Raw genomic sequence first — 22,548 nt, 5'->3', positions numbered from 1 at the left:
GGGCCGGTTTTGTGCTGGGGGCGAAGGTTTTTGTCTGGTGCGTCTTTCGCCGCCGCGAAAGGCTTGCAACACCATCAGGCGGACTAAGGCGCCTGCTCCACCGCGCTCTCGATCGCACCGAAGATGGTGTGGCCCTTGTCGTCCTTCATCTCGATCCGCACCACATCGCCGTAGTGCAGGAACGGAGTCGTGGCTTTACCTTTCGCGATCACTTCGATCATGCGCTGTTCGGCGATGCACGAATAGCCGCGTCCGCCCTCGCTGCAGGGGCGGCCGGGCGAGCCATCGCCGTCGCGGTTGGAAACCGTGCCCGAACCGATGATCGCGCCGGCCCCGATCCGCCGGGTTCTGGCGAGATGCGCAATCAGGGTGCCGAAATCGAACGTGCACTCCTCGCCCGCCTCGGCGCGGCCAAAGGCCTGCCCGTTGAGATCGACCGCAAGCACGTGGTGCAGCTTGCCGCCGTTCCACGCAGCGCCCAGTTCATCGGGCGTCACGAACACCGGCGAAAAGTGGCTGGCTGGTTTCGACTGGACGAAGCCGAAACCCTTGGTCAGCTCCGCCGGGATCAGACCCCGCAAGCTGACATCGTTGACCAGACCGATCAGGCGGATTGAGCCCAGCGCATCTTCGGCCGAAGCGCCTTGCGGCACATCGCCGGTAACCACGCAGATTTCAGCTTCCAGATCGCAGCCCCAGGCTTCATCCGCCAAAGTGATCGGTGCGCGCGCGCCGCGCAGATCGTCGCTGCCGCCCTGGTACATCAGCGGATCGTGCCAGAAACTTTCGGGCAGTTCCGCCCCGCGCGCCTTGCGCACCAGTTCGACGTGATTGACGTAAGCCGAGCCATCGGCCCACTGATAGGCGCGCGGCAGCGGCGCGGCCACTTCGCGTTCGTGGAACCGGTCGCGCGGGATGGCGCCGTGTTCCAGCTGTTCGGCCAGGGCCCCAAGCTCAGGCGCGTACCGGTCCCAATTGTCGAGCGCGGCCTGCAGCGTGGGCACGATCATGCTGGCATCGCTGCACCAGGCGAGATCGCGCGAGACCACGGCGAGGCGGCCATCGCGGCCGTGCGGGAAAGAGGCAAGTTTCATAAAGGTCAGTCCTTTCCCTGGGCTTGCGCGCGGACCTGCGCGAGCAATGCCTTGAATTTGTCGCGGTCGCTGCCCTTCAACGGCGCGAACAACCGGTCTTCCATCGCCAGCGCGATCGGCATGATTTCATCGAACACCGAGCGGCCCGCGTCGGTCAGTTCAAGGTGGTGCGAGCGGCCATCGCGGTCGTTCGGGCTGCGCGCGATCAGCTTGCGCTGTTCCAACACCTTGCAGGCGCGGTTGACCGCGACCTTGTCCATCCGCGTGGCGCCAACCAGTTCGCGCTGAGTCTGTCCGCCCAGATCGCCGAGCACCGCCATCACCCGCCACTCGGCGATCTTCAGCCCGAACCGGGCGTGGTATTCCTCGGCGATCCGGTCGCTCACCGCGTTCGACGTGATCGACAGCAGATAGGGCAGGAAATCGGACAGGCGGGTCTGCGGCTCGGACATCAGGCTGATTTGGTTCCAGTTGCAACCACTTGGCTAAGAGCGTGGGCGGCAAAAGGCAACGCCATTCGTCAGGGTTTCACTGCATCGGGCGCGGCTGCGGCGAAGGCCGGCAGCGCGGTCAATTCCGCGTCGATCCGGACAAGCCTTGGAAAGGCCGCCAGCGGCGTATCGAAACGGCGGGCATTGGCCATTTGCGGCACCAGGCAGACATCGGCAAGATCGGGCAAATCGCCGCCAAACAAGCCCCGATCGGGTGCGCCAGTTTCCAGCGCGGCAAAGCCTTCATGAATCCAATGCCGATACCAATCGGCAACCGCTGCGTCATCCTGGCCAAGCGCGCTGCGCAGATAATTCAGCACCCGCAGGTTGTTGATCGGATGGATATCAGCGGCAATCACCAGCGCGCGGGCCAGCACCGCCGAACGCGCGGCGGGATCGGCCGGGACCATCGGCGGCGCCTTGTGCCGGGCATCGAGGTAATCGATGATCGCGAGGCTTTGGGTGAGGAACAGCCCATCGATTTCCAGTGCGGGCACCAGCCCTTGCGGATTGCGCGCCAGAAAGTCCGGATTGCGCTGCTCGCCTTCGACCAGATCGAGCTGCACGCTGCGGTACGTCACGCCCTTGAGGTTTAGCGCAATGCGGACGCGGTAAGCCGCGCTTGATCGCCAATATTCGTAAAAGACAACTTCGCTCATTTCAAAACTCTTCCCGCCACGGCCTGCAATTTCGCGACCAGAATTGCATCGCGTGCGGCCGGCGCGGTCATCACCGCGTGGTCAAGCGCACGATCGATCGGACTGGCTGAGCGGGTGCCGGGCAAGGACGCGGCCAGCCGCTGCATCACCTTGCGTGCTAGATCGACATTGCGCCGCATTACGCTGAGAATTTCGCCGACATCGGCTTCCTCGCCATCGCGCCAGCTGTCATAATCGGTGACCATGCCAAACAGCGCGTATGGCAGCTCGGCCTCACGCGCCAGGCGGGCTTCGGGCATGCCGGTCATCCCGATCACATCGCCGCCCCACTTGCGATACATCCGGCTTTCGGCGCGGGTGGAAAATTGCGGCCCTTCGATCGCGACGTAGCAGCCGCTGTCATGCACGGTTGCCTCTTCGGCTTTGGCCGCATCGACCAGTCCGGCGCGCAGCCGCGGGCAGATCGGATCAGCCAGGCTGACATGCGCGACCAGGCCTGGCCCAAAGAACGAATTGTCGCGGCCCTGGGTCCGGTCGATGAACTGATCCACCGCCACGAAATGCCCGGGCGCCATCGCCGGGGTGAGCGAACCGATCGCCGACAGGGCAATCACATCGGTCACCCCGCAGCGCTTCAGCACATCGATATTGGCGCGGTAATTGACCGCCGATGGCGGGACCGTGTGCCCCGCCCCGTGGCGCGGCAGGAAGGTGAAGCGCACCCCGGCCAGCGTTCCGGTGGTGACAGCCGCCGAGGGCAGGCCGAACGGGCTGGCCACCTCGATCTGCTGCGCATTCTCAAGCCCGACGCCTTCGGCCAGCCCGGAACCGCCGATTACCCCGATATGCCAGGCTACTGGGGTTTCATCGTCGCTCATCGCGACACGAGGATACCCGCCATGATGAAGTCGATGCAATGCTCACGGTACCGATCGCGCAATTCTTCGGTCAGCGTCTCGGTATCGTAGCAGTGCTTGAGCACAAGCCGCGAGGCAAAGAACCGGTCGCACGCCCCGGTGGTGGTGAAATAAAACAGCTGCGGATCGACATCGCGAAACACCCCCAGCTTGATCCCGTCCTGGATCAGCCGGTCATAGGCGCGGCTCAGCGGGGTCAGGTAGCTGTCGGCAATCCGGTGCGCTTCATCGGGATCGCTTTCGCGCACCAGCCGCATCAGCAAGCGATTGAGATAGGGGGTCTTGTAATAGGTATTGACCACCGCGCCGATGTGGCGGCGCAGCCGCGCTTCGGGCGGCATGTCCTTGGCCATCAGCGCGTCGACTTCGTGGACAATCCCTTCCATGTCCCGATCGAGCAAAGCCTTCATCAGCCCGGCCTTGTTGCCGAAGTAGTATTTGACCAGGGCCGAATTGAGCCCGGAGCGCAGCGATAGTTCGCTGAGCGAGATATCGACGATATCGCCGTCGCGCATGATGTCCGATGCGGTCTGCAACAGCAGGTCGCGCGCGCCAGGCGGCGCTTCGGCGGCATCAAGCTGAGGTGCGGTGCTCATGCGTAAGGTGGCTCCCCTCCCCACCACGGGTAAAAATCAGGCATATCGCGTGAAACCCGTAGCGGAAAGGCAGGCGGGCGTTTCTCGAGGAAGCTTTGCACACCTTCTTTCGCATCGGCCCCTTTGGACAGGCGGTAGATCGCCCGGCTATCGACCTTGTGCGCCGCCATCGGGTGATCGCCCGAGGGCACCCGCCACAGCATCGCGCGGGTCATCGCCACCGATACGGCCGAGGTATTCTCGGCAATCTCACGCGCCAGGCCGCGCGCCGCGTCGAGCAGCTCGCCCTGCGGATGGACCGAACGCACCAGTCCGCCGCGCAGCGCTTCCTGGGCATCGAAGATCCGCCCGGTCATGCACCATTCGAGCGCCTGACCCACCCCGACGATCTTGGGCAGGAACCAGCTGGAGCAGGCTTCGGGCACGATCCCGCGCCGCGCGAAGACGAAGCCATAGCGGGCGTTGTCGCTGGCGAGGCGGATGTCCATCGGCAGCTGCATGGTGATGCCCACGCCCACCGCCGCACCGTTACAGGCCGATATCAGCGGTTTTCTCGATTGGTAGAGCCGCAGCGTCAGCAGTCCGCCACCATCGCGCACCCGCTCGTCCGACAGGTCGGTCACCGCCTCACCGCTGGAAAAGACCGCGCGGCCATCGTCCGGGGTCAGATCGGCCCCGGCGCAGAACGCGCGCTCGCCCGCCCCGGTAAAGATCACCGCGCGCACCGCATCATCCGCGTCGGTGCGGTCCATCGCATCGATGATTTCGTTCATCATCGTGCCGGTGAAGGCGTTCATTTTCTCCGGCCGGTTGAGCGTCAGCGTGGCGATGCCTTCGCTGATGTCGAGGTCGATCTGCGAATAACCCATGCTGCTGCTCTCCCAGTCGAATGTTCAGTCAAATTTATGGCGACTCAACGCGGCGCCATGCGGATGCCGCCATCGAGCCGCACGTCTTCACCGTTGAAATAGCCGTTCTCGATCATGCACATCGCCAGCGCTGCGTATTCCGGCGGATTGCCCAGCCGCTTGGGGTTGAGCACCGTCGCGGCCAGCGCATCGCGCACGTTCTGCGGCGCGCCGGCCAGCAGCGGGGTATCGAAAATCCCCGGCAGGATGGTGTTGACGCGGATTTTCTCGCTGGCGAGATCGCGCGCGATCGGCAGGGTCATGCCCACTACACCGCCCTTCGAAGCCGCATAGGCGGCCTGGCCCATTTGCCCGTCCTCGGCCGCGACGCTCGCGGTGTTGACGATAGCGCCGCGATCGCCGTCTTCCTGCGGCTCGAGCGTCAGCATGCCGGCCGCCGACTTGGCGATGCAGCGGAAGGTGCCGACCAGGTTGATCTGGATGATCCAGTTGAAGGCATCCAGCGGGAAGTGCTTGATGCTGCCGTCTTCCTTGCTGCGGCTGGCGGTCTTGATCGCGTTGCCGGTGCCGGCGCAGTTGACCAACACGCGTTCCTGCCCGTGGGCTTCACGGGCCTTGGCAAAGGCGGCATCGACGCTAGCATCGTCGGTAACGTTGCATTCGCAGAAAATCCCGCCGATTTCGGCCGCAACCGCCTTGCCCTTTTCTTCCTGCAGATCGAACAGCGCCACTTTGACGCCCTTGGCGGCGAGCGCGCGCGCAGTGGCCGCGCCAAGGCCCGAGGCCCCGCCGGTAACGACTGCAGAAACCGTGTTGTCGAGTATCATCTTCGTGTTCTCCTAAATCTCAAACCATCTCAACAATCGTGACGTTGGCAACGCCGCCGCCTTCGCACATCGTCTGCAAGCCATACTTGCCGCCGCGCGCCTTCAGAGCATGGAGCAAGGTCGCCATCAGCTTGGTCCCCGAAGCGCCCAGCGGGTGGCCCAGCGCGATCGCGCCGCCATTGACGTTGAGCCTGGCCGGGTCCGCGCCGGTGTGCTTGAGCCAGGCCAGCGGGACCGAAGCGAACGCCTCGTTCACTTCATAGAGATCGATGTCGTTGATGCTCAGCCCGGCACGCTGCAGCGCCCGGTCGGTTGCGAACAGCGGCTCTTCCAGCATGATCACCGGATCACCCGCGGTTACCGCCAGCGTGTGGATCCGGGCCAGCGGGGTCAGGTTGTAGCGCTTGAGCATTTCTTCCGAAACGATCAGCGCAGCCGATGCACCATCGCAGATCTGGCTGGAACTGGCGGCGGTGATCGTGCCGCCTTCGCTCAGCAGCTTGACCCCGGCGATGCTTTCCAGCGTCGCGTCCATGCGTATCCCTTCATCCACGGTGTGCTGCGCCGGGCCATCGGGCGTCTCGATCTCGATCGGCACCACTTCGCCCGAAAACGCGCCGGCTTCGGTGGCAGCCCTGGCGTTCTGGTGGCTGAGCAGCGCAAACCGGTCGAGGTCATCCTTGGTCAAGCCATGCTTCTGGACAATCATCTCGGCGCCGGCAAACTGGGTCCAGCCCGGCCCCGGATACTTTTCCGCGAGCCCCGGCGAGCGCGAGGCGCCCAGACCTTCCTTCATGAACAGCATCGTGGTGCTGCCCATCGGCACGCGGGTCATGCTTTCCACACCGGCCGCGATCACCATGTCCTGGGTGCCGCTCATCACCGCCTGCGCAGCGAACTGGATCGCCTGCTGGCTGGACCCGCACTGCCGGTCGATGGTGACGGCCGGCACCGATTGCGGCAGCAACTTGGCCGCCAACACCGCATTGCGGCCCACCTGGTTGGCCTGCTGGCCGCCCTGGCTGACGCAGCCCATGATCACGTCCTCGATTCCCGCCGGATCGATCCCGGTGCGCGCGACCAGCGCATCAAGCGTGGCCGCCGCAAGATCGACCGGATGGACCCCGGCCAGCTTGCCACCGCGCCGCCCCCCGGCGGTGCGCACGGCATCGACAATGTAGGCAGTGGCCATGACGCAATGATTCCTTCTGCTAGACGTTTAATCGATCGATTAAGGCCAGCGCGGGGCAGCGTCAAGCCGTGCCCGGGCAGGCGGCCCCCTGTGGCAGATTCACAACAATGGTGAGCGAAAAGTTGCGCGGCGCTTTTCGGTAATTGCCACGATTGTGACCATCGCACAGGGTAGCTCGGTCTTCCCCCTGAATGGGGGCCGCAAGGCTAATCGCGGGTCGCGGTGGCCACCCATAAATCTTGTTGAGTCTCCGTATTCCCGGGGATGAAAACCGAGGGGCAAGTAAATGAAGTATCTGCGTAAGTCTGCCTTTACCAGCACCACCTGCCTGCACGGTGCAGCCTTTGCGGCCGCCATGCTCGGCCTGGTTGGCGCCTCGGCCGCTCAGGCCCAGGACGCTGCACCGGCTGATTCGGCTGAAGAGTGTGTTGACGCCAACAGCAACGGCACCTGCGACAGCGACGAAAAGGGCGATCTGGTCGTCACCGGTTCGCGCATCGCCCGGCCCACACTCGAATCAGCAGTCCCGCTGACCTCGGTCACGGTCGATGAAGTCATGGGAACCGGCAAGGTCTCGCTGGGCGACGCGCTCAACGACCTGCCTTCGCTGCGCTCGACTTTCAGCTCGGGCTCGACAGCGCGCAACATTTTTTCCAGCTCTGGCCTGAGCTTGCTCGATTTGCGCGGGCTGGGCACTGACCGTACGCTGGTTCTGATTAACGGTCGCCGCCACGTCACCTCCTCGCCGGGCGACAATGCATTCGATGTGAACACGGTTCCGGTTGATCTGGTCGAACGGATTGACGTCGTCACCGGCGGCAATTCGGCGATTTACGGTTCGGACGCGGTGGCCGGGGTGGTCAACTTCGTCATGAAGCGCGATTTTGACGGTTTCGGTCTGCGCGGTCAGTCTGGTGTTTCCTCGCGCCACGATCGTGGCACGGGCTTCCTTTCGGCTGTCTATGGCAAGAACTTCGCTGACGGCCGCGGCAACATCGCCGTCGCCGGCGAATACACCTACCAAGGCGCACTCTATGCCAATCAGCGCGACAGCCTGACCGGGGCATTCAGCGGTCGCTGCCAGTTCCAGCTGACCGACAACACCGCTGGCGAACCCGCTGCGGGCGACGGCATTCCGGACACGACCTTCCTGTGCGGGATCAACAACTCCACAATCTCGGACGGCGGCACCGTTGCTGCGATCGATCCCGCCAGCGCGTTGCAGCGCCGCTTTCTGCGCTTCGACAGCGCCGGAAACCTTTTCACCGACACGCCGACCATCGGGTTCTCCAGCATACCTTCGGGTAACCAGCAGGGCGGAAAGGGATCAACCCTGTTCGGAACCGGCCAGTTGCTGGCGCAGGTTCAGCGCTATTCGGTCAACGTGTTGGCGCATTATGACATTTCCGACGCTTTGTCCCCGTTCATCGAAGCCAAGTATGTTCGCACGGATTCGTTCGGCGAAGGCCAGCCCAGCTTCTTTACCAGCATCCCCGGTACGCTGGGCGGCGATTCGCTCAAGTGTGACAACGGTTTCCTCTCGGCTGCGACGCTGACCACGCTTCGCGCAAACAGCCGCTGCACCACAGGCGTTGCCGGAACAACGATCCCGGGCAGCACCACGCTGCGCGGCTCGCCGACTACGACCCTGCCGCTGGCCCGCTTCAACACCGATTTCGGTGGCCGCATCGGTGAGACCCGCCGTGAAACCTACCGCATCGTTGGCGGCATTCGCGGTGAGTTCAACCAGGACTGGAACTACGAAATCGCGCTGAACTATGGCAAGTTCAAGGGCCATACCGACAGCCGGAACAATCTGTACCTTTACGACGAGAACGATAACTTCGACGGCTTCCTGATCGCTTCGGATGCCGTCATCGCCCCCGCTGGCTTCACCGGTACGAACTTTGTGCTGAATTCGGCTGGCGAGAAGGTGATCTGCCGCGTCAACGCAGTGTCCAACACCCGTACCGACTGCTTGCCAGTCAATCTGTTCGGCCAGAACCAGAACAGCCGCGCCGTGCTCGACTTCATCCATCGCGATGGCACGATTGACGAAGACGCGTCGCAATTTGTTGCCTCGGTCAACGTCGGCGGCGATCTTTCGCAGCTGTTCGAACTGCCGGGCGGCCCGATTTCGTTCGCTCTCGGCGCGGAATACCGCGAAGAAAAGGGTTCGGTCCGGATTGACAAGGTTTCGGCGGCCGGTCGGACATTCCTTAACGCGCTGAGCGATTTCTGCCTGCCCGAGGACAAGACCGACGCCTGCCCTGACAAGCTGACGGTCAAGGAAGCCTACGGCGAAGTCTATCTTCCGCTGCTCAAGGATGTGCCGTTCTTCCAGGAACTGAGCGTCAACGGTGCCGGACGCGTCTCGCGCTACAACAACTCGACCGGAACAGTCTGGGCGTGGAACGTCCAGGGCATCTGGGCGCCGGTGTCGGACGTCCGCTTCCGCGGTGCCTATGCAACATCGGTCCGTGCTCCGACCCAGTCCGACCTGTTCACCGCGCCGTTCCAGAACTTCGCCAGCATCGCCGACCCATGCGATACCGGCAACTACACGGCGGGTACCACCCGGGCCAACAACTGCCTGGCCGATGGGGTTCCCACCACGGCCAATGCTGCAACCGTTGCCGCTTGCTCGGCGTCGGCAACCCCGCTGGCCTTGGGCGATCCGTGGCGCAACTGCCTCGCCCGCACGCAAACGCTGCCATACAGCCAGGGCGGAAACCCCACCCTGCTGGCGGAACGCGGCAAGAGCGTTACCTTCGGCGTGGTGATTGAACCGCACTGGATTCCGGGTCTTAACCTGACGGTCGATTTCTATGACATCAAGGTCACGAACCTGATCGCCTCGGTGAGCCCGCAGACGATCCTCAACCTGTGCTATGACAGCACAACGGGTCTCAGCAGCCCGTACTGCACCACGGTCAACCGCGATCCTTCAACCGGCCTGTTCAACGATCCGCTGGTGATCAGCGGCGGTGTGAACTTCGCCAAGCAGCACACGCAGGGTATCGACGTCGATATCTCGTATCGGCACACCTTTGCCAACGGTGACAAACTGGTTGTCCGCGGCATCGCAACGCGCGTTTCGGCACTCGACAACTTCGTGAACCCGCTGCTGCCGAACGAGCCGAATCGTCAGCTGAGCGAACTGGGGGATCCGCAGCTTGCTGCCAACCTGCAGTTCTCGTATGATTTCGGGCCGGTCTCGATCCTCTATAACCTGCGCTACCTCGGCAAGCAGACCATCGGTACGTACGAAACGCAGAACCCGTACTTCACCACTTGCCCCTCGACCGGGACGAACGCCGGGATCACGCCGAACACCGGCGCTCCTCTCAATGGCGCGGCAGTACCCTGCACCAAGGGGTCACTGGTCAAGGTTGCCCCGAACAACGCAGACGCCTTCCCGGTCGTGTTCTATCCGCAGATCATCTATCAAGACATCCGGATCGAATTCCAGGTTGAGAAGAAGTACAACTTCTACCTGGGCGTCAACAACTTCATGGACACGCTGCCGCCGCTCGGCGACCTGGGCAACGTTGCCGGGAGCCCCTTCGACAGCTTCGGCCGCTACTTCTTTGCTGGCTTCGAAGTCAACTTCTAAGGCGCTTTGCCAACTGCAAACGAGAAGGGCGGCGTGGGCAACCACGCCGCCCTTTCTTTTTGATTCTGCCCGTGCGGGGGAGGATCACCCAACCTTGATTGTCAGCGCGCCATCGCCCTCGTCGATCTTCACCGCAGAGCCATCGGGCACTTCGCCCGCCAGCAGTTTTTCGGCCAGCGGATCCTGCAGATAGCGCTGCACCGCGCGCTTCAAGGGCCGCGCACCGTAGACCGGATCATAGCCGACCCGGCCCAGCCAGCGCTTGGCGGCATCGGTCAGATCGAGCGTGATCTTGCGGTCCTTCAGCAGCCCGGCCACGCGGCCAACCTGGATTTCGACGATCGGCGCCATATGTTCCACGCCCAGCCGGTGGAACAGGATGATCTCGTCCAGCCGGTTGAGGAATTCGGGGCGGAAATGCGCGCGGACCTGCTCCATCACTTGCGGCTCGACCACTTCCACGTCCTGCCCTTCCTCAAGATTGGCGAGGTACTGGCTGCCCAGGTTGCTGGTCAGGATGATCAACGTGTTGGTAAAATCGACTGCACGGCCCTGGCCATCGGTCAGCCGCCCATCGTCGAGTACCTGCAGCAGCACGTTGAACACGTCGGGGTGCGCTTTCTCGACTTCGTCGAACAGCACCACCTGATAGGGCCGGCGCCGCACCGCTTCGGTCAGCACCCCGCCCTCGTCATAGCCGACATAGCCCGGCGGCGCGCCGATCAGGCGGCTGACCGAATGCTTTTCCATGAATTCGGACATGTCGATCCGCACCATCGCGGTGTCATCATCGAACAGGAACCCGGCCAGCGCCTTGGTCAGCTCGGTCTTGCCCACGCCCGTGGGGCCAAGGAACAGGAAGCTGCCGAGCGGCCGGTTGGGATCCTGCAAACCGGCCCGCGCGCGGCGCACCGCCTTGGACACGGCAATCACTGCGTCCTGCTGGCCGATCACCCGCTGGCCGATCACCTGCTCCATCTTGAGCAGCTTCTCGCGCTCGCCTTCCATCATCCGTTCCACCGGAACGCCGGTCCACTTGGCGACCACCGAAGCGATATCCTCAGCCGTCACTTCCTCGCGCAGCAACGCATTTTCAGAACCGCCCGCGGCTTCGGCCAGCTGCTTTTCCAGTTCGGGAATCTTGCCATAGGAAAGCTCGCCGGCCTTGGCCAGATCGCCGCCCCGCTGCGCCTGTTCCAGCTCGATCCGCGCATGGTCGAGCGCTTCCTTGATCTTGCCCTCGGCCGCGATCTTGTCACGCTCGCCCTGCCAGCGCACGGTCAGCGCGCTCGATTGTTCCTCCAGCCCGGCCAGCTCTTGCCGCAGCGCTGCCAGCCGGTCCTTGCTGGCCTGGTCGGTCTCCTTGGCGAGCGCCATTTCCTCGATCTTGAGCTGGATGATCCGCCGGTCGAGCACCTCGATTTCCTCGGGCTTGCTCTCCACTTCCATGCGGATCCGGCTGGCGGCCTCGTCCATCAGGTCGATCGCCTTGTCGGGCAGGAATCGATCGGAAATGTAGCGGTGGCTGAGCGTTGCAGCGGCGACGATCGCATTATCGGCAATCCGCACGCCGTGGTGCAGCTCGTACTTTTCCTTGATCCCGCGCAGGATCGAGATCGTGTCCTCGACCGTCGGTTCGCCCACGAACACCGGCTGGAACCGCCGCTGCAGTGCCGGGTCTTTCTCGACGTATTTCTGATATTCATCGAGCGTGGTCGCGCCGATGCAGTGCAGCTCGCCGCGCGCCAGCGCCGGCTTCAAGAGGTTCGAGGCATCCATCGAGCCTTCCGATGCGCCCGCGCCAATCAGCGTGTGCATTTCATCGATGAACAGGATGATCTCGCCCTCAGCGCCCTTGACCTCGTCGAGCACGGCCTTGAGCCGCTCCTCGAACTCGCCGCGATACTTGGCACCCGCAATCAGACTGCCCATGTCGAGGCTCATCAGGCGGCGGTCCTTGAGGCTGTCGGGCACGTCGCCATTGGCGATGCGCAGCGCCAGGCCCTCGGCGATTGCGGTCTTGCCCACACCAGGCTCGCCGATCAGCGCCGGGTTGTTCTTGGTCCGCCGGGCGAGGATCTGGATCGTGCGGCGGATTTCCTCGTCGCGGCCGATCACCGGATCAAGCTTGCCGTCGCGCGCGGCTTGCGTCAGGTCGCGAGCATATTTCTTCATCGCCTCGTAGGCGTTTTCGGCGCTGGCATTGTCCGCCGTGCGCCCGCCGGTCAATTCCTGGATCGCGGTTTCGAGCGCCTTGACGTCGACCCCGGCGGCTTTCAACGCCTGCCCAGCGGGGTTGGTCGCAACCATCGCCAGCGCCTGCAACATCCGCTGCACCGAGACATAAGAGTCGCCGGCCTTGGCCGAAAGCTGCTCGGCCTGATCCAGTACCCGCACGGCATCGTTTTCCAGCCCCGGCGCGGCCTGCGCGCCCGAACCCGAAACCGCGGGAATCTTGGCCAGCGCCGCGTCAACCTTGGCCTGCGCGATCTGCACATTGCCGCCCGCGCGGGCAATCAGCCCGGCGGCCATGCCTTCATTGTCCTCGAGCAGCGCCTTCAGGATGTGCTCTGGCGTGATCCGCTGGTGGCTCATCCGCACCGCAACGGTCTGCGCGCTTTGCAGGAATCCCTTGGCACGGTCGGTAAATTTCTCGAGGTTCATGGGTGTGTCAGCCTCCTGTTACACCCGAAGGTAGTGTTGCCAATTCGCAACACAAGGGGTGCTTGGCATTTTTCATCGCTGCAGGCTACCACAGGGTCTCAGGGAGAACGATTGATCATGCGCAAATGGGTTTCGCGTACGGGCTGGACCGTGCTTGGTCTGGGCTTGACTGCCGCTGTCGGCCTGGCCAGTTGGGAGCCGTTTCTGGCCGAGCAGCCCGGCCCGCCCCCGCCGCCGCGGCACTATGCCGCCGGGATTATCCGCGATGAATTTGGCGTGCCGCACATTCACGGGCACACCGATGCCGATACCGCTTTCGGGGTGGCGTTCGCCCATGCCGAGGATGACTTTTCGACCTTGCAGGACGTGTTGGCGATGACCCGTGGCCGCTATGGCGCGATCGCTGGCAAGGACGGCGCCGGGGTCGACTATGCCTACCACTGGCTTGATGCCCGCGAGACGGCACGTTCGCAAATGGCAAGCCTTTCGCCGGAGGTCCACATGGTGCTCGATGCCTATGCATCGGGGCTCAACCAGTTTGCGCAGCAGCACCCGCGCGAAGTGAAACTGGCGCGGCTGTTCCCGGTCAATGCCGAGGATGTTGCCGCCGGCTTTGCGCTGCGCCTACCGTTCTTCTTCGGGATGGACCGGGTGCTGGGCCCGCTGTCTGAAGGAGGGCCGCTGCTGCCCGAACACGGTCCCCCGCTTGGGCCAGCCGCACCGCAGGCGAACGGGGACCTGCTCCCCCTCCCGCTTGCGGGAGGGGGCCGGGGGGTGGGCCAATCGGCGTTCACTGACCCACCCCCAGCCCCTCCCGCAAGCGGGAGGGGAGCCTCTTTGCCGCTGCCGATGGGGCAGGACGCGGCGCAAGCAGGATCGAACGCTTTTGCGATTTCCCCGGCGCGATCGGGCGACGGGGTGACCCGGCTGTTTTCAAACAGCCATCAGCCTTACCGCGGCGGGGTTGCGTGGTACGAGCTTGAGATCAGCAGCGACGAAGGCTGGCATTTTGCCGGGGCAACCTTTCCCGGATCGCCGTTTCCGTTTTTGGGCCACAATGACAACCTTGGCTGGACCAACACGGTCAACCGGCCCGATCTGATCGACGTCTACAAGCTGGAGCTGGACGCGGATGGTCTGAATTACCGGCTCGACGGGATCTGGCGGCCGCTTGAACAGCACCGGGTGTGGCTGCCGGTGCGGATCGGGCCGTTTACTCTGCCCGTGCCGCGTGACGTGTGGCGCAGTGTGCATGGCCCGGCAATCGTCAATGCGCAGGGCGGCTTTGCGGCGCGCTATGCCGGGATGGGCAACCTCAAAAGCATGGAGCAATATTACCGCATCACCAAGGCCAAAGACTTTGGTGAATGGCAGGCAGCGATGGCGCTGCAGGGCGTGCCGGCGACCAATTTCGTCTATGCCGACAAGGCTGGCAACGTGGCTTACATCTACAACGCCGCCATGCCCGACCGGAAAGCCGGGCCCGATTGGCGCGGGCTGGTGCCGGGCACTGATTCCAGCCTGATCTGGAAGGGTTCAATCCCTTATTCTTCCTATCCCAAGGTGATCAATCCGGCCTCGGGCTATGTGTTCAATTCAAACAACACCCCGCTGCTGGCGGCAGGCCCGGGAAGCGAGCTTGATCCGGCAAACATCCCCGCGCTGTGGGGGGTCGAGCTGGACATGACCAACCGTGCCCGGCGCGCGGCGCGGCTGCTGGCCCAGGCCGGGCCGATCACCCGCGCGCGGCTGTTGACGATCAAGTTCGATACCGGATACGAGCGCGCAGGCTATGTCTCCGCGATGCTCGATGCGATTGCCGCGCTTGACCTGAAAGACGCGCCCGAACTGCTACGCGCGCAGGCGCTGCTGGCCACCTGGGACCTGACCGCCGATGGCGCGGGCGGTGCCGATGCGCTGGCGGTGATGGTGCTGGAAGAGGCGATGAGCCGGTCTTACAACCTCAAGCCCATGCCCGATGCCCGCGCCGAACTGGCCAAGGCGGTAACCCACCTGACCACCCATTTCGGGCGGATCGATCCGCCGCTGGGTGATCTCATCCGGATCCGTCAGGGCAGCGTGGACCTGCCGATGGACGGCGGCGGCGATACGTTGCGCGCGGCAACCAGCTGGAATGTCGATCCCGATGGCCGCCTTTCGGTCAAGCATGGTGACAGCTTCATCATGCTGATCGAATGGGGCCGCGATGGCCGGGTCCGCTCGGAATCGATCCAGCCCTATGGTGCGGCCACCACCCGGCCCGGCAGTCCGCACTATGCCGATCAGGCCGCGCTGTTCGTGGCCCGGCGCTTCAAACCGGTGTGGTTCACCCGCGCCGATGTTGCTGCCCATGCGAAAAGCCGGACGATGGTTTCCAACTAGCAAGGGGCGGCCCGCGCTGAGCGGACCGCCCCTTTCGTGTTCACAGGTTACGCCGGATCAGCGCACGCCGATCTTGTCCGGGGTTGAGCGGATTTGCTAGCTCGGTCTGTGCCCGCCGCGCGCCCGCGCCCTGTCATTGGTGTTACCGGCGACGCCGTTCGTCGATGGCCGGGCTATCGTAGGTCAGACTTCGCGCTAAGCTGCGGCTTGAGAATTCGAATCCGTGAGGGAATGGATCCTATGCGCCGCTTGATACCCGCCTCGTTGCTTGCCTTGGGACTTGGTGCTTGCGCCGCCGCCAGCCAAGCGCCGGCCAATTGGCAGAACGGCGATCATCCGCTGCTTTCCGCCAAACGAATTTCAGTGGACCCCGCGCCACTGGCTGACCTCGTCAAGGCGGTCGATATCCCGTTCGAACAGTTCACCCTCCCCAACGGCCTGACCACCGTGGTCCATACCGACCGCAAGAGCCCGATCGTAGGGGTGACGATCTATTACCGCGTCGGCTCCAAAAGTGAGCCCAGGGGCCGCACCGGCTTTGCCCACCTGTTCGAACACCTGATGTTCGGCGGCAGCGAAAACGTCCCCAATTTCGACATTCCGCTGGAAGGTGCCGGATCGACCCCGACCAACGGATCGACCTCGTACGACCGGACCAACTACGTCGAAACCGTGCCGACCGGCGCGCTCGATCTGGCGCTGATGATGGAAAGCGACCGGATGGGGCACCTGCTCGGCGCGGTGACGCAGGACAAGCTCGATAAGCAGCGCGGCGTGGTCCAGAACGAAAAGCGCCAGAGCGACAACGAACCCTATGGCCTGGCGGACTACGCGATCGGCGAAGGACTGTTCCCGGTCGGCCATCCCTATCGCCATTCGGCGATCGGCTCGATGGCCGATCTCGACGCGGCAAGCATAGCCGACGTGCGCCAATGGTTCACCGGCAATTACGGCCCCAACAACGTGGTGGTGGTGCTGTCGGGCGATGTCGATGCCGCCACGGCGCGCGCCAAGGTGGAACGCTGGTTCGGCGCGATCCCGCGCGGCGGCGCAGTGGCCAAGGTTACGGCAGAGCCGGTCACCCTGCCCGCGCTGGTGCGCCGCACGATGAGCGATGCTGTGCCGCAAGTGCGGATCTACCGTACCTGGTCCGGCCCCGGGCTCAATCACCCCGATGCCCCGGCGCTCGCCATCGGCATGAATGTGCTGGGCGGCCTCGCCTCGTCGCGGCTCGACAATGCGCTGGTCCGCGGCAAGGAACTTGCCACCCGCGTTTCGGCCAATGTGCAGCAGTACGAACAGGTCAGCGTCATCCAGGTCGAAATGGACGTGAAGGACGGGGTCGATCAAGGCTTGGCCGAAGCGGCGCTTGACGCAGAGATCGCCAGATTGATCGCCGAGGGCCCCAATGCCGACGAATTGCTGCGTTCGGCCACGGGCGCGGTTGCGGGCCAGATCGCCGCGCTGGAACAGGTTGGCGGGTTCGGCGGCAAGGGCGCGACCCTGGCCGAAGGGCTGCTCTATTCGGGCGATCCGGCGCAATACAGAAAAGACCTTGCAGCGATCGCCGCGCTGACCCCCGATCAGGTGCGCGGCGCGTTGCAGCATTGGATCACCCGGCCGGTCTTCGCGCTGGCGGTGGTGCCCGGAACCCGCAGCGAACGCGGTGAGAGCCTGGGCGGCTGGGGCGATGAAGCCAGCAGCCCCGCCCCCAAGCCCGATCCCAAACGGCCCGCACCCAGGCTGGCCACCGGGCCGAAGCGCGCGCTGCCGCCGGTCGATCCGGTCGGCGCGCTGACCTTTCCGGTCGTGGAGCGCGCATCACTGGCAAACGGCGTGCCGATAGTTCTCGCACGCCGCACCGCCGTTCCTGGGGCCGTGATCAGCCTCACCTTCGACGCCGGGATCGCCGCCGACGCGCAGGATACGCCCGGCACCCAGTCGCTGATGATGGCGGTGCTGGACGAAGGCACCGAACAGCTCAGCGCGGTCCAGATTGCCGAGAAGCAGGAACGCCTTGGCGCATCGATTTCGGCCGGAACCGGGCTTGATACTTCGTCGGTGACGCTATTCTCGCTGACCCCCAACCTGGCCCCGGCGCTTGATCTGCTGGCCGAAGTGGTGCGCAGCCCGGCCTTTCGCGCCGAGGACGTGGCCCGCGCCAAAGCGCAGCAGCTGGCCGATATCGACCAGTCACTTTCGAGCCCCAGTGGCCTTGCCGCACGCAGCATCTGGCCGCTGCTGTTCGGACCGCAGCATCCCTATGGCCAACCCGGCGATGGGCTTGGCACCCGCGCTGCAGTATCGGAATTGGGTCCGGACCAATTGCGTGCCGCCCATGCCAAGTGGCTGCGGCCCGATGCCATGACCATCACCGTGGTCGGCGATGTCACCATGGCGCAGGCAAAGCTGCTGCTGGACCGCGCGTTCGGCAGCTGGGCCGCGCCGGCCAGCGCACGGCCGGTCAAGCCGGTCGATCAGCCCGCCCCGGCCCCGCGCGAACGGATCGTGCTGATCGACCGGCCGGGTTCGCCGCAATCGGTGATCGTCGCCGGGCGGGTTCTGCCGGTCAGCGGGCGCGATCCCAACCTTGAAGCGCTCGATCTGGCCAACGAGATACTGGGCAATGGCTTCCTGAGCCGCCTCAACCTCGATCTGCGCGAGGACAAGAGCTGGTCCTACGGCGTGCGCAGCCGCGTGCGCGCGCCGCTGGGTGCGCGCAGCTTCACCATCACTGCGCCGGTGCAGAGCGACCGGACCGGCGATTCGATCGCCCTGATCCTCGCGCAGATGCGGGCCTTTCCGGCCACCCGCGGGGTTGAGCCGGGCGAATTGCTGCGCGTGACCGATGGTAATATTCGCGGGCTTCCCAACGATTTCGAGACCAATTTCCAGATCCTGGGGGCGATTTCGTCAAACCTGATCCTGGGCCGCCCGCTCGATTATCAGGCCACGCTGCCGGCCCGCTATCGCGCGATCGATGCCGCCGCGATCAATGCCATGGCCCGGCTGTATCTGCAGCCGCAGGGGCTGGTGTTCGTGGTGGTGGGTGACCGTACGCTGGTCGAACCGCAGCTCAAAAAGCTGGGCCTGCCGATCGAGATCGCGGCGGTCCAATGATTGAGGCCGGTTGATTTTGGCCGGTTGACAGCGGCGGGCTTAGGCGCAAGTGAATGCGTTACTTACCCCCCTGTAAGTGAGGAGAAGATCGATGTCTGTAGCCGGCACCTATGAATGCGTAACCAAGACCCCGATGGGCGACCAGAAGAGCGATATGACCATCACGGTCGATGGTGACACCTTCACCGGCACCAATGCCGGCGCGATGGGTTCGCTCAGCCTCGACAACGGCAAGGTCGATGGCAACACGATCACCTGGTCGATGAACATGACCGTGCCGATGCCGATGACGCTGGAAGGCGAAGCCACGATCGATGGCGACAGCCTGACCGGCGGCGTCAAGGCCGGCGCCTTCGGCACTTTCCCGATCAGCGGCACCCGCAAGGCCTGAGCCTTTCGCGAGAGCTGAAATGCAAAGGGCGCCGGGGGTGATCCTGGCGCCCTTTTTTGTGTGCAGTGCAGCTGGCTGCTGCGTCCTTTCATACGGCACCCGGTCCCCCTCCCCGGCGGGGAGGGGTTAGGGGTGGGGGAGCGAGGCCGACAGGCCTCGCGTCCACGCTGGCGTCGAACCCCCACCCCCGGCCCCTCCCCATGGGGAGGGGGAAGATAGGGTGGCTCGATGTGAGGCGGAAATACTCTACCCCAGCCGCTGCTTCAGCACCTGATTGACCAGCCCGGGATTGCCCTTGCCCTGCATGGCTTTCATCGTCTGGCCGACGAAGAAGCCGAACAGGTTTTCCTTGCCGCCCTTGTATTCGGCCACCTTGTCGGCGTTGGCGGCGAGCACGGCATCGACGGCGGCTTCGATCGCGCCGGTGTCGCTGGTCTGCTGGTTGGCGGCAATTTCGGTGGCAAGGTCGGTTTCGCCGATCAGGTACGCCTCGAAAATCTCCTTGGCCTTGCTGCCCGAGATCTGTCCGCTGTCGGTCGCGACCACGATCGCGGTGTTTGCTGCCAGCGTGTTCTTCGGGTGATCGGCCGAGAGCACGTGGGCATTCAGGATGCCGGGCCGTTCGGACAGCAGCCAGTTGGCAACGCGCTTGGCCATATCAGCCTCGCTCTTGCCTGCGCCTTTGGCGACCGAGGTCAGCAGCGCCTCGAACTGGCGCGCCACTTCAACGTCGGCGGTCAGGACGGCGGCGTTGTAGGGCGAGAGGCCCATCGCGCCTTCATAGCGGTGGCGCTTGGCGTCGGGCAGTTCGGGCAGGCTGGCCTTGCACTCGGCGAGGAAGGCCGCGTCCAGTTCCAGCGGGAGCAGATCGGGATCGGGGAAATAGCGGTAATCGTGCGCGTCTTCCTTGCTGCGCATGCTCCGCGTTTCGTTGCGATCGGGATCGTAGAGCCGGGTTTCCTGCACCACCCGGCCGCCGTCCTCGATCAGATCGACCTGGCGGCGGGCCTCGCTCTCCACCACCGCCATCACGAACCGGACCGAATTCACGTTCTTGGTTTCGGTGCGGGTGCCCAGCGGCTCGCCCAGCTTGCGGACAGAGACGTTGACATCGGCGCGCATCGATCCCTGATCCATATTGCCGTCGCAGCTGCCGACATAGCGCAGGATCTGGCGCAGCTTGGCGACGTATGCCCCGGCTTCGGCGGGCGAGCGCATATCGGGGCGGCTGACGATTTCCATCAAGGCCACGCCCGAGCGGTTCAAATCGACATAGGACATCGTCGGGTGCTGATCGTGCATCAGCTTGCCGGCGTCCTGCTCCACATGGATGCGTTCGATCCCGATGGTCTTGGTGCTGCCCTCAGGGTCTTTCTCGTCCAGCACCACCTCGATCTCACCCTCACCCACGATCGGGTGATACAGCTGGCTGATCTGGTAGCCCTGCGGCAGATCGGCGTAGAAGTAATTCTTGCGATCAAACCGCGACCACGGATTGATCTTGGCGTTGAGCGCCATGCCCGTGCGCACCGCCTGGCGGATGCATTCGCGGTTGGGCACCGGCAGCATCCCGGGCATCGCTGCATCGACGAGGCTGACCTGGCTGTTGGGCTCTGCGCCAAACGCGGTGGCGGCGCCGGAGAAAAGCTTGGACTGCGAAGTCACCTGCGCGTGGACTTCAAGGCCAATTACGACCTCCCATTCGCCGGTGGTGCCTTGAATGCGATAGAAGCTCATACAAGACCTCGGCCAAGTTTCTCCAGAGACGGCATTTCTACCGTGCTCTTGAAATTAGTCGGCACGGAAAACCTGATGCGGCTGATTGTCGCGTTCTCGCTACCCAAGTCAGCTTTCGTATTTGCACCAATCCCAAATACCGCGACTTTCAGCCCCCCGCCGACGGCGTCTGTCTTCTTGGCAGAGACGGCGACATCAAACTCGACCTCTTTCGGCGCCGTAAACCCAGAAACGCCAGTACCGTGCGCAGATTCAATCTGACTGCCTTGTGCATTCCTAATGCCTTCCGCGATCGCGCTAAGCGTGCTGGTGATGAAGGTCGACAATTCGTCTGAGTTTGCTTGTGTCATCTTACCACCACCGTTCCGGCTTGGCCGAAAACAGCGCGCGTTGTTCAATCGCCAGCCCGGCATTCAGCACGCCCTGTTCATCAAACGCCCGGCCGATGATCTGCAGGCCGAGCGGCAAGCCTTCGCGGTTGAGGCCCGCCGGAACCGACATTGCGGGCAGGCCAGCCAGCGAGGCGGGCACCGCGAACACGTCGTTCAGATACATCGCCAGCGGATCGTCGCTCTTTTCGCCCAGCCCAAACGCGGCGGTCGGCGCGGTCGGGGCGAGGATCACGTCGCACATGGTGAAGGCATTCTTGAAGTCCTGCGCGATCAGCGTGCGGACCTTCTGGGCCTGGGTGTAATAGGCATCGTAGAAGCCCGCGCTGAGCACATAGGTGCCGATCAGGATCCGGCGCTTGACCTCGGCCCCGAACCCGGCGGCGCGGGTGGCGGCGTACATATCCTGCAGCCCCGCCCCATCGGGCAGATCGCGCAGGCCATAACGGACCCCGTCATAGCGCGCGAGGTTGCTGGAGGCTTCGGCGGGGGCGATGATGTAGTATGCGGGCAGCGCATACTTGGTGTGCGGCAGGCTGATCTCGACAATTTCCGCGCCCGCGTCCTTCAGCCAGGCGATCCCCTGATCCCAGCTGGCGGCAACATCGGCGTCCATCCCGTCCATCCGGTATTCGCGCGGAACGCCAACCTTCTTGCCTTTGAGATCGCCCGAAAGCCCGGCTTCCCAGGCGGGCACTGGCAGTTCAAGGCTGGTTGCATCCTTGGGATCGAACCCGGCCATGGCTTCAAGCATGATCGCGCAATCGCGCACGTCGCGCGCCATCGGCCCGGCCTGATCGAGGCTGGAGGCGAAGGCGACGATGCCCCAGCGGCTGCAGCGGCCATAGGTGGGCTTGATTCCGGAAATGCCGGTGAACGCGGCGGGCTGCCTGATCGAGCCGCCGGTATCGGTGCCGGTGGCGGCAGGGGCCAGTCGGGCTGCAACGGCGGTGGAGCTTCCGCCCGAACTTCCGCCCGGCGCCAAGGCCGCGTTGCCGCCATCGCTGCGCCGCCACGGCGAAATGACATTGCCAAAATAGCTCGTCTCGTTCGACGAACCCATCGCGAACTGATCGAGGTTGAGCTTGCCCAGCATCCCCGCCCCGGCGTCCCACAGGTTTTGCGAAACGGTCGATTCGTATTCGGGCACGAAGCCTTCGAGGATGTGGCTGGCGGCGGTGGTCTGCACGCCTTTGGTGGCGAACAGATCCTTCATCCCGATCGGCACGCCGCCCAGCTTGCCCAGCGGCTGACCCGCCGCGCGGCGCGCGTCGGTAGCCTTCGCGGCTCCAATCGCCAATTCGGGCGTGGTGACGATGAAGGCGTTGAGCGCGCTGGCGGCAGCGACATTGACATTGAACGCCGCGGCCACTTCGACGGCGGTGAAGGTGCCCTTGGCCACCCCGTCGCGGATCGCGGCGACGCCGAGATCGGTCAGGCCAGTCATTTCTTCCCCCCTCCCGCTTGCGGGAGGGGTCGGGGGTGGGCCTTTCGGCCCAGCGAGACTTGCAGTCTCGCGCCCACCCCAAGCCCCACCCCCAAACGGGGGGGGGGTCTATATAAGCCAAGCAATTTAATTAGATAACCGTGGGCCAGCCGAAAAA

At 64.2% G+C, this 22,548-nt stretch carries 16 protein-coding genes; 4 read left to right on the top strand and 12 right to left on the bottom strand.

The window, feature by feature from the left end; translation table 11 throughout:
* Positions 1-83: 83 nt before the first annotated feature.
* The 8 genes from RMN99_RS05605 to RMN99_RS05570 form a co-directional block, all read right to left on the bottom strand.
* Positions 84-1,094 carry a fumarylacetoacetate hydrolase family protein gene (locus RMN99_RS05605; RefSeq protein WP_309622314.1) on the bottom strand — a complete coding sequence of 337 codons (1,011 nt, stop codon included), beginning with the start codon at positions 1,092-1,094 and terminating at the stop codon, positions 84-86.
* Positions 1,095-1,099: 5 nt separating this feature from the next.
* Positions 1,100-1,546 carry a MarR family transcriptional regulator gene (locus RMN99_RS05600; protein WP_309622313.1) on the bottom strand — a complete coding sequence of 149 codons (447 nt, stop codon included), beginning with the start codon at positions 1,544-1,546 and terminating at the stop codon, positions 1,100-1,102.
* Positions 1,547-1,614: 68 nt separating this feature from the next.
* Positions 1,615-2,244, bottom strand: coding sequence for a maleylacetoacetate isomerase (gene maiA, locus RMN99_RS05595; protein ID WP_309622312.1), 630 nt, complete (start codon positions 2,242-2,244; stop codon positions 1,615-1,617).
* Positions 2,241-3,122 (bottom strand): S-methyl-5'-thioadenosine phosphorylase, encoded by an 882-nt coding sequence (gene mtnP / locus RMN99_RS05590; protein WP_309622311.1) that lies wholly within the window; start codon positions 3,120-3,122, stop codon positions 2,241-2,243. The genes maiA and mtnP overlap by 4 nt, the downstream gene beginning before the upstream one ends.
* Entirely contained in the window at positions 3,119-3,757 is a 639-nt protein-coding gene (locus RMN99_RS05585; protein ID WP_309622310.1) for a TetR family transcriptional regulator, read from the bottom strand. The genes mtnP and RMN99_RS05585 overlap by 4 nt, the downstream gene beginning before the upstream one ends.
* Entirely contained in the window at positions 3,754-4,626 is an 873-nt protein-coding gene (locus RMN99_RS05580; RefSeq protein WP_309622309.1) for a crotonase/enoyl-CoA hydratase family protein, read from the bottom strand. The genes RMN99_RS05585 and RMN99_RS05580 overlap by 4 nt, the downstream gene beginning before the upstream one ends.
* Before the next feature lie 44 nt (positions 4,627-4,670).
* Positions 4,671-5,453 carry an SDR family NAD(P)-dependent oxidoreductase gene (locus RMN99_RS05575; RefSeq protein WP_309622308.1) on the bottom strand — a complete coding sequence of 261 codons (783 nt, stop codon included), beginning with the start codon at positions 5,451-5,453 and terminating at the stop codon, positions 4,671-4,673.
* A 19-nt stretch (positions 5,454-5,472) separates the two neighbouring features.
* Positions 5,473-6,645 carry an acetyl-CoA C-acetyltransferase gene (locus RMN99_RS05570; protein WP_309622307.1) on the bottom strand — a complete coding sequence of 391 codons (1,173 nt, stop codon included), beginning with the start codon at positions 6,643-6,645 and terminating at the stop codon, positions 5,473-5,475.
* Positions 6,646-6,931: 286 nt separating this feature from the next.
* Between RMN99_RS05570 and RMN99_RS05565 the strand changes: the two genes are divergently transcribed.
* Positions 6,932-10,261: a TonB-dependent receptor domain-containing protein gene (locus RMN99_RS05565; RefSeq protein WP_309622306.1), complete on the top strand. Its 3,330-nt coding sequence runs from the start codon at positions 6,932-6,934 to the stop codon at positions 10,259-10,261.
* Positions 10,262-10,345: 84 nt separating this feature from the next.
* Here RMN99_RS05565 and clpB read toward each other — a convergent pair whose 3' ends face one another.
* The gene (gene clpB, locus RMN99_RS05560) at positions 10,346-12,925 is read right to left on the bottom strand and encodes an ATP-dependent chaperone ClpB (RefSeq protein ID WP_309622305.1); all 2,580 of its coding nucleotides are present in this window, start codon (positions 12,923-12,925) and stop codon (positions 10,346-10,348) included.
* 117 nt (positions 12,926-13,042) lie between these two features.
* Between clpB and RMN99_RS05555 the strand changes: the two genes are divergently transcribed.
* The 3 genes from RMN99_RS05555 (at position 13,043) to RMN99_RS05545 (ending at position 18,818) form a co-directional block, all read left to right on the top strand.
* Positions 13,043-15,307 carry a penicillin acylase family protein gene (locus RMN99_RS05555; RefSeq protein WP_309622304.1) on the top strand — a complete coding sequence of 755 codons (2,265 nt, stop codon included), beginning with the start codon at positions 13,043-13,045 and terminating at the stop codon, positions 15,305-15,307.
* Between the two features lie 240 nt (positions 15,308-15,547).
* Positions 15,548-18,427, top strand: a complete 2,880-nt coding sequence (locus RMN99_RS05550) for a pitrilysin family protein (protein ID WP_309622303.1) — start codon at positions 15,548-15,550, stop codon at positions 18,425-18,427.
* Between the two features lie 91 nt (positions 18,428-18,518).
* Positions 18,519-18,818 carry a hypothetical protein gene (locus tag RMN99_RS05545; protein WP_309622302.1) on the top strand — a complete coding sequence of 100 codons (300 nt, stop codon included), beginning with the start codon at positions 18,519-18,521 and terminating at the stop codon, positions 18,816-18,818.
* A gap of 246 nt (positions 18,819-19,064) precedes the next feature.
* On the opposite strand, the gene gatB is transcribed toward RMN99_RS05545, so the two are convergent.
* From gatB to gatA, 3 genes are read right to left on the bottom strand one after another with little or no spacing between them, the layout of a single operon-like run.
* The gene (gene gatB, locus RMN99_RS05540) at positions 19,065-20,555 is read right to left on the bottom strand and encodes an Asp-tRNA(Asn)/Glu-tRNA(Gln) amidotransferase subunit GatB (protein ID WP_309622301.1); all 1,491 of its coding nucleotides are present in this window, start codon (positions 20,553-20,555) and stop codon (positions 19,065-19,067) included.
* The gene (locus RMN99_RS05535; RefSeq protein ID WP_309622300.1) at positions 20,552-20,905 is read right to left on the bottom strand and encodes a hypothetical protein; all 354 of its coding nucleotides are present in this window, start codon (positions 20,903-20,905) and stop codon (positions 20,552-20,554) included. Before RMN99_RS05535 ends, gatB begins: the two co-directional genes overlap by 4 nt.
* 1 nt (position 20,906) lies before the next feature.
* Entirely contained in the window at positions 20,907-22,391 is a 1,485-nt protein-coding gene (gene gatA, locus RMN99_RS05530) for an Asp-tRNA(Asn)/Glu-tRNA(Gln) amidotransferase subunit GatA (RefSeq protein ID WP_309622299.1), read from the bottom strand.
* Positions 22,392-22,548: the final 157 nt, after the last annotated feature.

The sequence above is a fragment of the Novosphingobium sp. genome, assembly GCF_031417815.1.
Classification (GTDB): domain Bacteria; phylum Pseudomonadota; class Alphaproteobacteria; order Sphingomonadales; family Sphingomonadaceae; genus Novosphingobium.
This window is presented reverse-complemented; position numbering and strand designations above follow the sequence as displayed.

Coding starts and splice junctions, on each gene's coding strand:
- RMN99_RS05605 (WP_309622314.1), bottom strand. CDS start 1,094: ATGAAACTTGCCTCTTTCCCGCACGGCCGCGATGGCCGCCTCGCCGTG.
- RMN99_RS05600 (WP_309622313.1), bottom strand. CDS start 1,546: ATGTCCGAGCCGCAGACCCGCCTGTCCGATTTCCTGCCCTATCTGCTG.
- maiA (WP_309622312.1), bottom strand. CDS start 2,244: ATGAGCGAAGTTGTCTTTTACGAATATTGGCGATCAAGCGCGGCTTAC.
- mtnP (WP_309622311.1), bottom strand. CDS start 3,122: ATGAGCGACGATGAAACCCCAGTAGCCTGGCATATCGGGGTAATCGGC.
- RMN99_RS05585 (WP_309622310.1), bottom strand. CDS start 3,757: ATGAGCACCGCACCTCAGCTTGATGCCGCCGAAGCGCCGCCTGGCGCG.
- RMN99_RS05580 (WP_309622309.1), bottom strand. CDS start 4,626: ATGGGTTATTCGCAGATCGACCTCGACATCAGCGAAGGCATCGCCACG.
- RMN99_RS05575 (WP_309622308.1), bottom strand. CDS start 5,453: ATGATACTCGACAACACGGTTTCTGCAGTCGTTACCGGCGGGGCCTCG.
- RMN99_RS05570 (WP_309622307.1), bottom strand. CDS start 6,645: ATGGCCACTGCCTACATTGTCGATGCCGTGCGCACCGCCGGGGGGCGG.
- RMN99_RS05565 (WP_309622306.1), top strand. CDS start 6,932: ATGAAGTATCTGCGTAAGTCTGCCTTTACCAGCACCACCTGCCTGCAC.
- clpB (WP_309622305.1), bottom strand. CDS start 12,925: ATGAACCTCGAGAAATTTACCGACCGTGCCAAGGGATTCCTGCAAAGC.
- RMN99_RS05555 (WP_309622304.1), top strand. CDS start 13,043: ATGCGCAAATGGGTTTCGCGTACGGGCTGGACCGTGCTTGGTCTGGGC.
- RMN99_RS05550 (WP_309622303.1), top strand. CDS start 15,548: ATGCGCCGCTTGATACCCGCCTCGTTGCTTGCCTTGGGACTTGGTGCT.
- RMN99_RS05545 (WP_309622302.1), top strand. CDS start 18,519: ATGTCTGTAGCCGGCACCTATGAATGCGTAACCAAGACCCCGATGGGC.
- gatB (WP_309622301.1), bottom strand. CDS start 20,555: ATGAGCTTCTATCGCATTCAAGGCACCACCGGCGAATGGGAGGTCGTA.
- RMN99_RS05535 (WP_309622300.1), bottom strand. CDS start 20,905: ATGACACAAGCAAACTCAGACGAATTGTCGACCTTCATCACCAGCACG.
- gatA (WP_309622299.1), bottom strand. CDS start 22,391: ATGACTGGCCTGACCGATCTCGGCGTCGCCGCGATCCGCGACGGGGTG.